Source organism: Pontibacter sp. LHS1, assembly GCF_058932855.1.
The window spans coordinates 1-14,932 of sequence record NZ_JBZYWF010000007.1; the positions used below are offsets into that span (position 1 = coordinate 1).

A 14,932-nucleotide genomic window follows, 5' to 3' on the forward strand; every position below is an offset into this window, starting at 1 on the left:
TGGCTATACCTATCAGCTGATTGACAATCTCACAAAAAAGCATTCCTATTTTTTTTGTTTTAGCAAAAGCCCCTCTTCAATCCCTCCTTTTTTTACGAATTTTAAATTAGGATTTTGTGCCAGCCCTGAGCCCGAGATTCATTTTCAACAATTCCTTTAAGGCTATTCGCACCTGATAAACAGGCAATTATAGACAATATTTAATATTGACGTAGTTTTGACGTAGTCGAAAAGTAACCATGCAGTGTCTACTTTTTATGTGTTTATCAATAACATGACTAAAATTATAACACAAAGTAGCCGAAGAGATAAAGCAAAGAGCCTTGCCAATTCAGAGTAACCTGTCATATTCCGATTTGGGATTGAAGGCCAGACAGACTTTGCCTATAGCTATTTCCAAAAGTGCAATTACCAATTTCTCACCTGTATATATTGAGTTTAATTATTTAACCAAATAATTTATGAGAAAATATCTATACACATCTGTGGTTTGCCTTACCATAGCGACCTGTATACCTTGTGCAGCTTTTGCAGCAGAGGCAGGCATGGTAAGGCCAAACAAAGAGAAGTACTTCGCCAAAACAATTTCGGGCAAGGTAACTTCTGACACCGGAGAGCCCTTGATTGGGGCTAGTGTATCCTTAAAAGGAACAAGCACTGGCGCTTCAACCGATGCGAATGGCAACTATACCATCACAGTGCCCGATGAGGGAGGTGTGTTGGTGGTATCCTACATTGGTTTCCTGCGACAGGAAGTCCCTATCAACGACCGCACCACCATTAACATCGTGCTGCAGACGGATGCAAAATCGCTGGAAGAAGTAGTAGTGATTGGCTATGGCGTGCAAAAGAAAAGCGTCGTAACAGGGGCCATCTCAAGCGTTCGCTCCTCTGACCTTGAAAACCAACAGATTACACGTGTGGAGCAAGCCCTACAGGGTAGAACATCAGGCGTAACGGTAGCATCTAACTCAGGAGCGCCGGGAGCAGCGTCAACGGTTAGGGTACGTGGTATTACCACTCTGAATAGTAACGAACCACTTTATGTAGTAGACGGTGTAGTGGTGAGCGGAGGTATAGACTACCTGAACCAATCTGACATTGAGTCCATCGAGTTACTGAAAGACGCTGCTTCGGCTGCCATATATGGTACGCGTGGTGCGGCTGGCGTTATCCTGGTAACGACCAAGAAAGGTCGTCAGGGCAGCATGAGAATCAACTACAATGCTTATCTAGGTACGCAGGCGCCTGTCAGAAAGCTGGATCTGCTCAACGCCACGCAGTATGCAACCCTGCGCAACGAAGCTTATGCGAATGGCTGGCAGCCTGGGCAGCCTTTTAACCTCCCCTACCCTGATCCACAGGCCTTGGGTGAAGGCACTGACTGGCAATCCACTGTTTTCAATGACAATGCCATCATCCAGAACCATGACTTTGCATTGAGCGGTGGCAACGACAAATCTACTTTCTATGCCTCCTATGGCTACCTGAATCAGGAAGGTATTGTCACAACAGCCATTTCGAACTTTGAGCGCCACAACATCCGCCTCAACTCTACTCACAAGGCAACCAAATGGCTGACCATCGGCCAGACACTGGGCTACTCCCATATCAAAAGCCAGGGCGGTCTCAATCCAAACACAGAATTTGGTGGTCCGCTGAGTTCAGCCATCAACCTCGACCCCACTACCCCAGTACTCATCACAGATCCGAACATTCTCAATAACCCTGAGAGTGTGTACAACAGGCAACCTGTAGTCAGAAATGGGCAGGGCTTCCCGTATGGCATCTCCAATACAGTGCAGCAGGAAATGACGAACCCACTTGCTTACGTGCAGACACAACTGGGCAATTATGGTTGGTCTGACAATATTGTAGGCAATGCGTTTGTGGAAGTGGAGCCACTCACAGGCTTGCGCCTGCGCTCTACACTAGGCGGCAAGTTGGCCTATTGGGGCGGTGAAAGCTTCAGGCCAATCTACTACCTCAATGCTTCTACCGCCAGTCCTCAAACTGCCAGAAGCCGTGACCGGAACATGGTGCTGGACTATAATATTGAGAACACCATATCTTATGCCCGCTCCATTGGTGGCCACAATTTCTCAGTTATGCTGGGACAGGGTGCTTACAAGGACGGTGAGGTAGACGGTTTGGGCGTTTCTTACAATGCTATACCTGCCAATAACTTTGGTGATGCTTCTTTCAACCTGCAGGTGCCTACAGCCAATATCACAGCCTATGGTTACGACAACGTAGCGCACACCATCAGCTCGCTGTTCAGCCGTGTGACGTATGATTATAAAGAAAGGTACCTTTTGACGGGTATCATCAGACGTGATGGTTCTTCCAGATTCGGTGATAACAACAAGTATGGCTACTTCCCATCCATCTCCCTTGGTTGGGTTGCCTCTAACGAGTCCTTTTGGCCAACCAATCCAGTTGTAGACTTCCTGAAAGTTCGTGGTTCGTATGGCGTGGTTGGTAACGACAACACCGGCAACTTTGCATTCGTGTCTACAGTGGGTGCTGGCAGAAACTACACCTTCGGTAACGAGGGTTATACCATCGGTTACAGCCCGAACGCCCCGGCTAACCCGGATCTGCGTTGGGAAGAAACTGCCCAAACGAACATTGGCTTCGAAACCACCCTCTTCAATGCCATCAACCTCACGTTCGACTGGTATAACAAGAAGACCTCTGGCATTTTGAGACCATTGGAAATACCGGGCTATGTTGGCTCAACGGGCTTCCCTGTGGCTAACATTGCTGACATGCAAAACCGAGGTATAGAACTGGAACTGGGTTACAATCGCCAGGTGGGTGACTTCAACTTTGGTCTGACCGGTAATGCCTCCTATGTAAAGAACAAGATCCTTTCGCTGGAGGGCGGCAAAGAGTTTACGGAAGACGGCGCTGCTTCGATCCACACCTTCAATGGACGCCTGAACCGCATGATCGTGGGTCAGCCTTACGGCACCTTCTATGGCTACAAGACAAACGGCATCTTCCAGAACGAAGAAGAGGTAGCGAGTTATGTGAACTCTGCCGGCCAGGTGATACAGCCTAATGCCAGACCAGGTGATTTCCGCTGGGTTGACGCAAACGATGATGGTGTGATCAACGAAGCCGACCGCATGGTGCTGGGCAAGCCACTTCCTGACTGGACATTCGGTGTAACCTTCAACGCCTCCTGGAAAAACTTCGACCTGATGGTGTTCGGACAGGGCGTGACTGGCAACAAGATATTCCAGGGACTGCGCAGACTGGATGTGGCGAATGCTAACTGGCAGACCAGAGCACTGGGCCGCTGGACGGGCGAAGGCACCTCGAACGAATACCCAAGACTGTCAACAAGCGATCCGAACAACAATTTCTCCAACCCATCTGACTTCTACCTGGAGGATGGCGATTACTTCCGGATCAAGACCTTCCAGATCGGCTATACCTTGCCAAGCAGCCTGACCGATAAAATATCGCTGCAGAAGGCCCGATTCTACGTGAGTGCCAACAACCTGCTCACCTTCACCAACTACACGGGTTACGACCCGGAGATCGGTGGCAACATCATGGGTGTTGACCGTGCCTTCTACCCGCAGGCGCGCACCCTGATGGCTGGTATTAACATTGGTTTTTAATCTGACAGATTTTTAGAAGCGTAGCGATATGAAAAATAGATATCTCACCTACATGGCATGCATCGTTTTAGGCCTGCCCTTATTAAGCTCTTGCAAAGACGATTTTCTGGACGTGGACCCGAAAGGCACCATCCTGGAGTCAAATTACTACAGAAACCCCGAGGAAGCCTATGCCGGTCTGGTAGCCGCCTACGACCCGCTCGGCTGGCAGGCCAGCAACACCTACCACAACTTTGGGGCAGTAAACGCCGCCTCAGACGATGCCCATGCAGGCGGTGGTGGCCCATCAGACATGAACACCTGGCAGGTATGGAACAGGTTCTCTCTAAACCCAGCCATTGGTCCGCAGGAAGAGTACTGGAACAGAAACTTCAGAGGCGTAGCACGTGCCAACACCATCCTTTCTAAAGTAGAGGCAGGCGTACCCGGCATGTCAGAGGCGATGTCAGCACGGTTTATCGCGGAGGCTAAGTTCCTGCGTGCCTACTACTACTTCGACTTAGTGCGCCTTTTCAGAAACGTGCCCCTGTTCACGGCTCCGCTCGAAACTGCTGAGCTTTTTAACCAGGAACAGACTACCCCAGAGCAGGTATATGCTCAAATTGAGAAAGACCTGAGAGAGGCTATACCTAATCTGCCGACTACGGTGCCTGCCTCTACAGAAGGCGGCCGCGTAACGCAAGGTGCAGGCAAAGCGCTTTTAGGCAAGGTATTCCTGTATCAGAAAAAATGGACAGAAGCCGCCGCACAGCTAGCTGATGTAAACGGCACCCCAGGAGGCACGAGCATGTATGGCTACAGATTGCTGGAAGATTACGGCGCCATCTTCAGCCCGGGCAACAAGTTCAATAGCGAGAACATCTTCGAGATTGTGCACACCTCGCTTGGCAACGCCGGCTGGGGAAGCTGGCCGAACTTCGACGGTAACATTGCTGTGCTCATGTTTGGCCCGAGGGGCTACTCAGGACCAACGTACGAAGCTGGCTGGGGCTTTAACCCACTTACCAATGACTTGGTGACTGCCTTGGACGGTGACCCACGCTACGAGCACACGGTACTTGATATCAAGAGCATACCTGATGCTACCTACGAACCTGGCTTCGACGACACGGGCTACTTTGTGAAGAAATATGCGCCAACAAAAGAATGGCTGAGCACAGGTGGTGGCGACATCATTCTGAACTACCCGAATAACTACATCGAGATCCGCCTGGCAGACACTTACCTGATGGAGGCAGAAGCGCTTGTACAGGGTGGTGGCAACAGCACAAGAGCAGGTGAACTGCTCAATGCCGTTCGTGCCCGGGTAGGGTTGGCTCCTGTAGCTCCTACCCTGGAAAACATTTATCGTGAGCGCAGACTTGAGTTGGCAACAGAAGGTCACCGCTTCTACGACCTGGTGCGTACCGGCAGGGCCGCTGCTGTGCTTGGATCCATGGGCTTTGTGGAAGGCAAGCATGAAGTGCTACCGATACCGCAGAACGAGCTGATCAACACCAAGCTGGTTCAGAATCCTGAGTATAGATAACAGGCAGACACTAAAACTGAAAGACATCATGAAATACAATAAGATCATATCAGGCCTTTGCTTCTACCTGGCAATTGCGCTGACGGCGGTGAGCCACACAGGCTGTACCCCGGATGAAATAGATGGTGGTCTGGCACCTGCACCAAAGTCAGAAATGGTGCAGTTTACTGCCACTCCTACAGCCGACAACCCTAACATCATCACCTTCACCAATACAACCCCTGGTACTTTCAAGGCCATCTGGGATTTCGGGAACGGAAACTCTGCAGAGGGTAACCAGGTGAGCGGGGCCTACCCGGTTGAGGGAAGCTATACCGTGAAGTTAACGGTGATCACCAACGGTGGCCATGCCTCCAACACGCAGACCGTTACCATCGCCGAGACGAACGTGACGATGCTCGACAGAGAGGACTATAATACGCTCACTGGTGGTGGCGCTTCTAATGCAGCTGGCAAAACCTGGGTAATCGATCGTCATAAAGCAGGCCATATGGGTGTGGGACCAATTGCAGCGGCAACGCCAGAATGGTGGTCAGCACCGCCAAACGATAAAGCCTCCGAGGGTCTGTATGACGATGAGATGACCTTTAACCTGAACGGCTTTGCCTATACCTACCAGAACAACGGCAACACTTTTGTGAACGGCTCAAATGCAGCAGGACTGGGTGGTGCTGCGCAAGGCGATGACTATACCTTGTCGTATACCCCGCCGGCCAACATGACCTGGAGCATTGCAGAGGAAGGTGGCAAGAAGTTTCTGGTACTCTCCAACAATGGCTTCATTGGTTATTATACCGGTGTGTCACGTTACGAAATTCTGACGCTCTCAGAGAACGAGCTATACCTGAAAGCCGGTGACGGTGCAAATGCTGCCAATGCCTGGTGGCTGCGCCTGGTGCCGAAAGGATACGAACATCCGGTAGAACCACGTGCCATCAAAATCGAAAACATGTTCGACAGTTTCGACGGGAACGGCAACATGGTCTGGAAGAAGGACAACCTCATGTTCAATGAGAGCTACGACAACCCTGCCCCACTTCCGATCAATACATCGCCAAAGGTTGCCATGTACGTGAAGCAGGAAGGAGAGCAGTTCGCATTTGCAAACCTGTTTGCCGACTATGAATACAACTTCGACCTGACATCGCGCAATGTATTTAAGCTGAAAGTGTTCATGCCTAGCTACAACGACTTCACATCCATGGCAGGCTACGACTGGGCAATCAAGAACATGCTGAAGCAGGTGTCGGTGAAGTTGCAGGACGGCACTTCGGGTGCCCCTTGGGAAACGCAAGTAGAGATCAAGAAAGAGGTGACACAGCTGGATAAGTGGGTGGAACTGAGCTTCGATTTCTCGCCATACGCGGACAGAAAAGACCTGAACAGAATCGTGATTCAGATTGGCGGCGAGGGTCACTTTATCCCCGGCATATTCTTCATAGATGATTTTAAGTTAGAATAGTAGTAGTAGTAGTAGTGATGATTGAAAGCAGCCAGGCTCCGCTGTTGACCTGGCTGCCTTTTCACTATTTCAACAACCTTCCGACACAATACTACATCAGGGAACAAAGCACATGCTTTACACTTACACCATTAAACCAATGCATATATTATTTGCAGTTATAGCCTACTGCCTATCCTTTACTGTATGCTCCTGCTCTTCCGGCAAGGAGGAGCCACAGCCTTTCATATCACAGCCTAAAATCCCCGAAGACCTCAACTGGAAGTTCGAAAGCACCCCGGTCTGGTCCGATGAATTTGACTACAACGGCAAGCCTAATTCAGAGAAATGGGGCTATGACATTGGCGGCACCGGCTGGGGCAACAACGAGCTGCAGTATTATACTGATCACTTGAACAATGCCAGCGTATCGGATGGCACTTTGAAGATTACAGCCCGAAAAGAAAACACGGATAACAGAGAATACTCCTCAGCCAGACTAGTTACCAAAAACAAGGGAGATTTTCTGTACGGCCGCTTCGAGTTCAGAGCCAAGCTCCCCACGGGCAGAGGCACCTGGCCCGCCATCTGGATGCTGCCAACTGACTGGGCTTACGGTGGCTGGCCAAAGTCTGGCGAGATCGACGTGATGGAGCATGTGGGTTACGACCAGAACAATGTGCACATTACTGTGCACACCGAGGCTTATAACCACAGCAAGAACACCCAGAAAGGGAAAAGCAAAATCGTAGAGACAGCCAGCACAGATTTTCACCTATACCGTGTCGACTGGACGCCTTACGCCATCAGGGGCTACATCGACAACATACCTGTGTTCGAGTTCATCAACGAAGGTAAAGGCTCTGATTACTGGCCTTTCGACAAACGCTTTCACCTGCTCATGAACATTGCCGTGGGGGGCAACTGGGGTGGTGCACAAGGTGTCGACCCAAGTGTATACCCACAGACGATGGAAGTTGACTATGTGCGGGTTTATAAGATGATCGAAAAGTAAATTATTGAAGCGCTATACCTGCCAGCGTGCACGGTGTAAACACGCCTTCATGCACTAGCAAATTTCTGCCAAACAAGTTACACTGCCCATGAAACACTTTGCCTCCAAACGGTTCGGGAAAGCCTTATTGTTTCTCTTATTCGTGCCCTTGCTGCTTTCCTGCAAAAAGGAAGTGGCACAAGCCGAACCAGAAGAAACGACAAAAGGTACTAAATCAGGCAAAGTTGATTTCTGGCTGACAGACCCGGCCAATGCGGTGCTGTTCAAGCAGCAGAACACGCAGCTTATCTTCCAGGAAACTGCCAATCAGCACCTTACCATTACAGTAGACACCACTGAGACCTACCAGACAATGGATGGCTTCGGCTATACCTTGACCGGAGGTAGCGCTTTGATGCTCAACAGGATGTCAGCCGCTGACAGGACCATTCTGCTTAAAGAGCTTTTCTCGACGGAGGGCAATGGCATCGGGGTAAACTACCTGCGCCTCAGCATCGGTGCTTCGGACCTGAGCAGCTTTGTATTCTCTTACAACGATCTGCCTGCCGGACAAACCGACCCGAACATGACGAAGTTCGACCTGGGTCCAGACCGTGCCGACCTTATACCTGTGCTGAAGGAAATTCTGGCTATCAACCCGGATATTAAACTGATGGGATCACCTTGGTCCCCTCCTACCTGGATGAAGACCAACAACAGCTCCATCGGTGGCAGCCTGAAGCCAGAGTTTTACGATGCCTATGCCAAATATTTCGTCAGGTATGTGCAGGAAATGGCCGCTGAAGGTATACACATTGATGCCATTACGGTACAGAACGAACCACTGCACCCCGGCAACAACCCGAGTTTGCTGATGCTGGCCCCTGAGCAGGCGCAGTTTATCAAGCAGAGCCTCGGCCCCGCTTTCAGAGCTGCTGGGCTTGATACCAAAATTATCATCTACGACCACAATGCCGACCGCGTCGACTACCCGATCAGCATCCTCAACGACCCGGAGGCGAAGCAGTACATCGACGGTTCCGCCTTTCACCTGTATGGCGGTACTATCGATGCGCTGAGTCAGGTGCACGAAGCGCACCCCGACAAGAACCTGTACTTCACGGAGCAATGGGTGGGCGCACCGGGTAACCTGGCCGGAGATTTACACTGGCACACCAAAAACCTGATCATAGGCGCGACCCGCAACTGGTGCAAAACGGTACTGGAATGGAACCTGGCAGCCGACGCAAACCAGGACCCGCATACCGAAGGCGGCTGTACCGAATGCCTGGGTGCGATCACGATCGATAAAGGTATAACCCGCAACCCGGCCTACTACGTGGTGGCACACGCCTCCAAATTTGTGCGGGATGGTTCTGTGCGGGTGGGCTCCAATATGCCGGATGGCCTGCCCAATGTGGCTTTCAAAACTCCAAAGGGCAACAAGGTGCTGATCGTACTGAACGACGGCCAGGCTGCTTCGACTTTCAACATACAATTCAACGGAAAATCATTTACCACCAGCCTCGCAAAAGGGGCAGTAGGCACTTATGTATGGTAAAGCACGGAGCAAAAAAATCCCTTAAATGGAAACCTGTTAACCTGTGGAAGACGAATCACTTCTGTGCATTCCCGCAGAGCTTTAAGAACAAATCCTACTTCACCAGACGAGGCGAATTGCTGCTCATTCTGAAGCCAAAAGAAACAGAAACAACTGAATAACAGCCGCTATGCAATAGAGCACGGCCTTTGAAATACGTTTACAAAACCGATACAGCATGAAATTAAAAAATGCAACCCTGACAGCTTTTGCAGCCTGTTTGCTGCTCGCTAACTGCCAGACCCCCAAACCAGCCGCTGAGTCCGCTGATAGCACGGCCACGAACGTGCAGGAAGCACCACAACTTTCCGAGATCGACCGGAAAATTGAGGACATGCTCAGTAAGATGACGCTGGAAGAGAAGGTAGGCCAGATGGCCCAGATCACACTCGATGTGGTGGGCAAAGGCGAGAACAGATTCAGCAGTTATGAGCCTTTTGAACTAGATATGGTGGAGCTTCGCAAAGCACTGGTCGACTACAAAATAGGCTCGATCCTGAATACGGCCAATAACCGCGCCCGCACACCGGAGCAGTGGTATACCGTCATCAGCGCAATCCAGGACATGGCCATGAATCAGACCCGCATGAAAATCCCGGTGATTTACGGTGTGGACCAGATTCACGGGGCTACCTATACGGCAGGAGGCACCATGTTTCCGCAGCAGATCGGGCAGGCAGCCAGCCGCAACCGCGAACTGGTTCGTCGTGGCGCCGAGATAACCGCCTACGAAACCCGTGCCAGCTCTATCCCCTGGAACTTCTCCCCTGTGCTGGACCTGGGCCCCGATCCGCGCTTCTCACGCCAATTCGAAACCTTCGGTGAAGACCCTTACCTGATCACAGAACTTGGTTTGGAGATGATCAAGGGTTACGAAGGCGAAGATAACAGCATTGGGCATCACGAGCATGTGGCTTCGTGCATGAAACACTTTTTGGGCTATCAAGTACCCACTTCCGGCAAAGACAGAACACCGACTTATATACCGGAGGAGGCCCTGCGAGAATATCATTTACCCCCATTCAAAGCTGCGATTGAAGCAGGTTCTCAAACCATCATGATCAACTCAGGCATCATCAACGGCGTACCGGTGCACTCCAACCCTGATATTCTGACCAAGCTACTGAAAGAAGAGCTCGGCTTTAAAGGCCTGGTAGTAACAGACTGGGGCGATATCGAGTACCTGCATACCCGCGACAAAGTAGCTCCTACCATGAAGGATGCCATTGCGCTTGCCATCAATGCGGGCGTGGATATGTCGATGATCGCGTACCAGTACGAACCGTTTTGTGAAGGACTGGTAGAGCTGGTGAAGGAAGGCAGAGTGAAGCAGGAGCGGATAGACGATGCCGTACGCCGCATTCTGCGCGTGAAGCACAACCTGAACCTGTTTGAGAAACCAACTACCAACCCGAAGGATTACCCAAAATTCGGAAGCAAAGAGTTTGAGGAGGCCGCCTACCAAATGGCTGCTGAGTCAATTACTTTGCTTAAGAACGACAACAATGTGCTGCCGCTCCGCAAGAGTATGAAAGTGCTGATAACCGGCCCGAACGCCAACAGCATGCGCACCCTAAACGGTGCCTGGACCTACTCCTGGCAGGGCGAAAAAGTAGAGGAATTTGCTGGCAGGTACAACACTATTGTGGAGGCACTGCAGAACGAAATAGGCGCTGCCAATGTGAACTTTGTGCCGGGCGTGAGCTACAAAATGGACGGATTCTACTACGAAGAGTATGCCGACAAAATGGAACAGGCCGTTGCCGCCGCTAAAAAAGCTGACGTGATCATCCTCTGCCTCGGTGAAAACACCTCTACCGAAACCCCAGGCAATATCAACGACATCTACATCTCAGATCTGCAAACCGAACTGGCCAAGAAAATGGCAGCTACAGGTAAGCCGGTGATCCTGGTGCTAAACGAGGGCCGTCCGCGTGTGATCAGCAAGTTTGAGCAGCAGATGCAGGCCATCGTGCAGATTTACCAACCCGGCAACTTCGGTGGCGACGCCCTGGCGGATGTACTGTTTGGCGATGTGAACCCTTCGGGCAAACTGCCTTACAACTACCCACGCTACCCGAATGCACTCGTGCCTTTCATCCACAAGCCGTCTGCTGAGCAGCGAAAGGCCGAGGGGGTGTACAACTACGAAGCGGATTACAACCCGCAGTACGAATTCGGTCACGGCCTGAGCTATACCACCTTCTCCTATGAAAACCTGACCGTGAAGGAAAACATTAAAATGGACGAACCAATTGAAGTGACAATCAAAGTGACGAACACGGGCAAACGAGAAGGTAAAGAATCGGTGCACCTCTATACCTCCGACCTGTACGCAACAGGCATCACACCAGACGTGAAACGCCTCCGCCGCTTTGAGAAGATCAACCTAAAACCACAGGAAAGCAGAACCCTTTCGTTAACCCTAACTGCCGATGACCTGAGCTATACCAACCGTGAAGGTAAAAAGGTAACTGAAGCCGGTGAATTCGAGGTACGCATTGGCAACCAGGTGAAGAAGTTCACCCTGCTGGATGCCGACGCCAGAGTATCGAAGTAATTAGAATGGAAGATTAATTATAGTGAGTATATTGATTAGAAAAAGCGCCCGGTGATGCCGGGCGCTTTCTTTATTATGTATTCTGTTTTTGTCATTATTCAACGCTGCCGAGGTATAAGCTCCTGCACTTAATATCTCAAAATCACATCCGCCAGGTTTTCGTCCTGCTCCAGATTCATTTTCTTCCGGATCCTATACCTGCTCGTCTCTACACCTCTCAGCGAGAGTTTCAGTAGCGCAGCAATGTCTTTACTGGACAAATTGAGGCGGAGGTAGGCGCACATTTTCAGGTCTTTATGGGTGAGCTCGGGGTAATCCTGGCTCAGGCGTTTAAGGAAGTCCTGGTGTACCTGGTTGAAATGGGTCTCAAACTGTTCCCAGTTGTTTTCGATCTTGATCTCCTCTTCCACAGCCCGCAGAATCTTGCGCAATTGCATGCGGGTCTCTTTCTCGCTCACATCGTCCATAACACGCTGCAGTTGCTCCTTCACTTTGTGCACCGCCTCCACATTGTGCATCACGTGAAGGGCTGAGGAGGTCAATTCCTGGGTTTTGTGGTTGAGCTCGCTTTCCAGCTTTTCATTGTTGAGTCGGATGATCTCTTTTTCGGCTTTCAGCACCTCTTCCATGTGCTGCGCCTCTTTGAGCCTAAGCGCCTTCTGCTGTTCCTGCTGCAGCTTTATCTTGGCCAGGTATATTCGGCGGTCCATCATCTTCCAAACCAGATAGCCTGCCAGAAGCCCCAAAAGCACATACGCGGCATAAGCCCAAACCGACCTGTACCACGGCGGGGAAACAGTAAAGGCATAACTTGCTTCTTCACTTTCCTGGTTGTACACATTGCGTGCCTTTACCCGAAAGGTATAGGTGCCCTCCCGCAGATTGGTATACTCCTTTTGCAGGGTACTGCCCCAAGGCGACCAGTCCTCGTCAAATCCCTCCAGATAGTAGCGGTACTGCACATCTTCGATGCCATCGTAGAGAATCGCCCCGAACGTGAACTTAAGTGAATTAAGCACATACGGCAAGGTCGGGATGCTGTGGCCGGGCTGCGCGTTTTCAATCAACCCATTATTCACAAACGAGCCACCATAGATCAGCGAGTCACCGGCCTGTTTTCGCACTTCCACCTGACGGATCAAGGTATAGAACTTCTCTTGCAGGCTGTTCTTCTGCAAAAAGTTGGGCTGGTACTGCACAAAGCCTTCGTCTATACCTATCAGCACGTTTTGGTTGTTGTAGTAGGCCATGTGCTCAAAGCCGCCCACCAGTTTGCCTTCCAGCTTATTGAACACGTTTTTGATCACTTCATAACTGCCGTTGCTCAGCTTCCGGATCAGGCCCATTTCGTCGCCCGCAGAGAACCAGATGTTGCCCTCTTTGTCTTCGACCAGCTTACGTACCTGCACCCGACTGTCAAAGAGCTTATTCAGCTCGTCGTATACCTCAAATCTGTCGATTCTGCTGTTGTACAGGTATACGCCCTGTAGCCCCGTGAAAACCAGCTTGCCGTTTATCTTATACACATTGATGCCCAGGTTGGAAGGCAAACCGTTCTGCTCGCCATAAAAAGCCACCTGGTCCACCTTTGTCAGGTCTTCGGACAGCTTGAGTTTGAACAGACCGATATAGCCGTGTGCCACCCAGATATTGCCTTCACTGTCTTCTTCCATCACCCGGGAGGATTCCCCGAACCCACTGATCTTATTCTGAAAAACCAGTCTACCGTCAACCATTCTATAAAGCATCAGGCCGTGGTAAGTACCGCAGAGGTAGTAGCCTGGGCGGGACTGAAGCGGTAGAAACAGCCATGCGCCCCGGTGTTCCGAAAGCCTGACCGCTTTGTTATCGACGATCTCGAAAGGCCCATTGTGGTGCGAGAGAATAATCTTCCCGCCAATCTGCTGCAGGTTGTATACCTGCCCTTCTGTGTTCTCTACTCGCTGCAGAGGTAGTGGACTCAGCGGGTTTTCGTCGTCAGCAATCGGTTTGTAGAACAAGCCGTCGCTGGTACCCAGGTATAGCGTGGATTGATTTACCAGGGAAGCATAGCCTGTTCCCGGCAAACCCAGCCTGTTGTTGAAAACCTTAAAGGGTGAGTTAACCTCCACGTAATCGATGCCGTAATTCAGGGCCAGCCAGAGGTTCTCTTTGTGGTCCTGATAAATGCTGCGAACGGTGCTGTTCTGCAGGCCCTTGCTGCTGTTGAGGTGCTGAGTAGGCCGGCCGTCCATGTCGATGACCACAAGGCCATTTAAGAGGGTGCCAATGGCATAGCCTTCTGTAAGGGTAGTGGCTGTGTTTACTTTATTTCTGATCAGGAAGTCCTCCACCGGCCAGTTACTAGGGCTAAAGCCGCTATACCCATCATAGATGAAGATCCCTTTTTCCTCTGTTACGATCAGGGCTTTTCCTCCGGGGTATGGCAGGATGGAGGCTATGTTATAGTCAGCGATCCGCTCGCTTCCCTGCACGTGTACCAGCCGCTCGTTTTTCAGTTCGTAAAGCCCCTGCCCTAGCACGGGCACCAAAAGCCTGCCCTGCACATAAAACGGGAAGCCAGTCGGTTCGAAGGGTGTTTTGTATACCTTGATGCTGTCGCCATCGAAATGGTAAACACCCGACACGGTGCAGAAAAACACTTCATCGTCTCTGGTGAAGATGTTCCAGACATCTGCAAATGTTCTGTGTTCACTGCTGATAAGCGGCTTGAGTGACACATAGGCCATCATACCTGATTCGTTGGGCTGCAGGTAGCCGAACTCATCCTGTCCGCCTACATAAACCCGTCCCTCCTTGTTTACGGCCAGCGAGTGTACCGTAGACCGATTCGGGAGTCCGAGTCTGCGCCAGTGGTTGCCGTCGAACTCCAGCACACCATAGTTGTTTCCGAAGTACATGATGCCCCGGTGGTCCTGCACCACGGCCCAGTTTTGCGGGGAAGCCTGGTATTCTTTAAGCGAATAATTTTTGATATAGGGCACTCCCTCTCCCTTTGCCTGGATGCAAAGCGAACAGCATAGAAACAGAATGAAGATTAATAAGAAAGAAAGCTTTTTCACAATGCCCTTGTGTAATTTGAGACTTTGAATATCAACAATTCAAAGCATATTTCAAATTCAGCCAAAACAAGACACCGGTAATACTAAAAAGGAGCACTAACCAGACAAAAAA

7 protein-coding genes are annotated in these 14,932 nt (G+C 50.7%); 6 read left to right on the forward strand and 1 reads right to left on the reverse strand.

The window, feature by feature from the left end:
• Positions 1 to 461: 461 nt before the first annotated feature.
• The 6 genes from AC5FXQ_RS14010 to AC5FXQ_RS14035 all read left to right on the forward strand — a co-directional run bounded on the left by AC5FXQ_RS14010 (position 462) and on the right by AC5FXQ_RS14035 (position 11,758).
• Complete coding sequence (locus AC5FXQ_RS14010; RefSeq protein WP_493603055.1) at positions 462 to 3,635, forward strand: SusC/RagA family TonB-linked outer membrane protein; 3,174 nt, start codon at positions 462 to 464, stop codon at positions 3,633 to 3,635.
• A gap of 28 nt (positions 3,636 to 3,663) precedes the next feature.
• Positions 3,664 to 5,163 carry a RagB/SusD family nutrient uptake outer membrane protein gene (locus tag AC5FXQ_RS14015; protein ID WP_493603056.1) on the forward strand — a complete coding sequence of 500 codons (1,500 nt, stop codon included), beginning with the start codon at positions 3,664 to 3,666 and terminating at the stop codon, positions 5,161 to 5,163.
• A 28-nt stretch (positions 5,164 to 5,191) separates the two neighbouring features.
• Positions 5,192 to 6,625, forward strand: coding sequence for a PKD domain-containing protein (locus AC5FXQ_RS14020; protein ID WP_493603057.1), 1,434 nt, complete (start codon positions 5,192 to 5,194; stop codon positions 6,623 to 6,625).
• Positions 6,626 to 6,764: 139 nt separating this feature from the next.
• Positions 6,765 to 7,619 (forward strand): glycoside hydrolase family 16 protein, encoded by an 855-nt coding sequence (locus AC5FXQ_RS14025; RefSeq protein WP_493603058.1) that lies wholly within the window; start codon positions 6,765 to 6,767, stop codon positions 7,617 to 7,619.
• Positions 7,620 to 7,707: 88 nt separating this feature from the next.
• Complete coding sequence (locus tag AC5FXQ_RS14030; protein WP_493603059.1) at positions 7,708 to 9,159, forward strand: glycoside hydrolase family 30 protein; 1,452 nt, start codon at positions 7,708 to 7,710, stop codon at positions 9,157 to 9,159.
• A 217-nt stretch (positions 9,160 to 9,376) separates the two neighbouring features.
• On the forward strand, positions 9,377 to 11,758 hold the full coding sequence (locus tag AC5FXQ_RS14035; protein WP_493603060.1) for a glycoside hydrolase family 3 N-terminal domain-containing protein: 2,382 nt from the start codon (positions 9,377 to 9,379) through the stop codon (positions 11,756 to 11,758).
• Positions 11,759 to 11,886: 128 nt separating this feature from the next.
• On the opposite strand, the gene AC5FXQ_RS14040 is transcribed toward AC5FXQ_RS14035, so the two are convergent.
• Complete coding sequence (locus AC5FXQ_RS14040; protein ID WP_493603061.1) at positions 11,887 to 14,742, reverse strand: ligand-binding sensor domain-containing protein; 2,856 nt, start codon at positions 14,740 to 14,742, stop codon at positions 11,887 to 11,889.
• Positions 14,743 to 14,932: the final 190 nt, after the last annotated feature.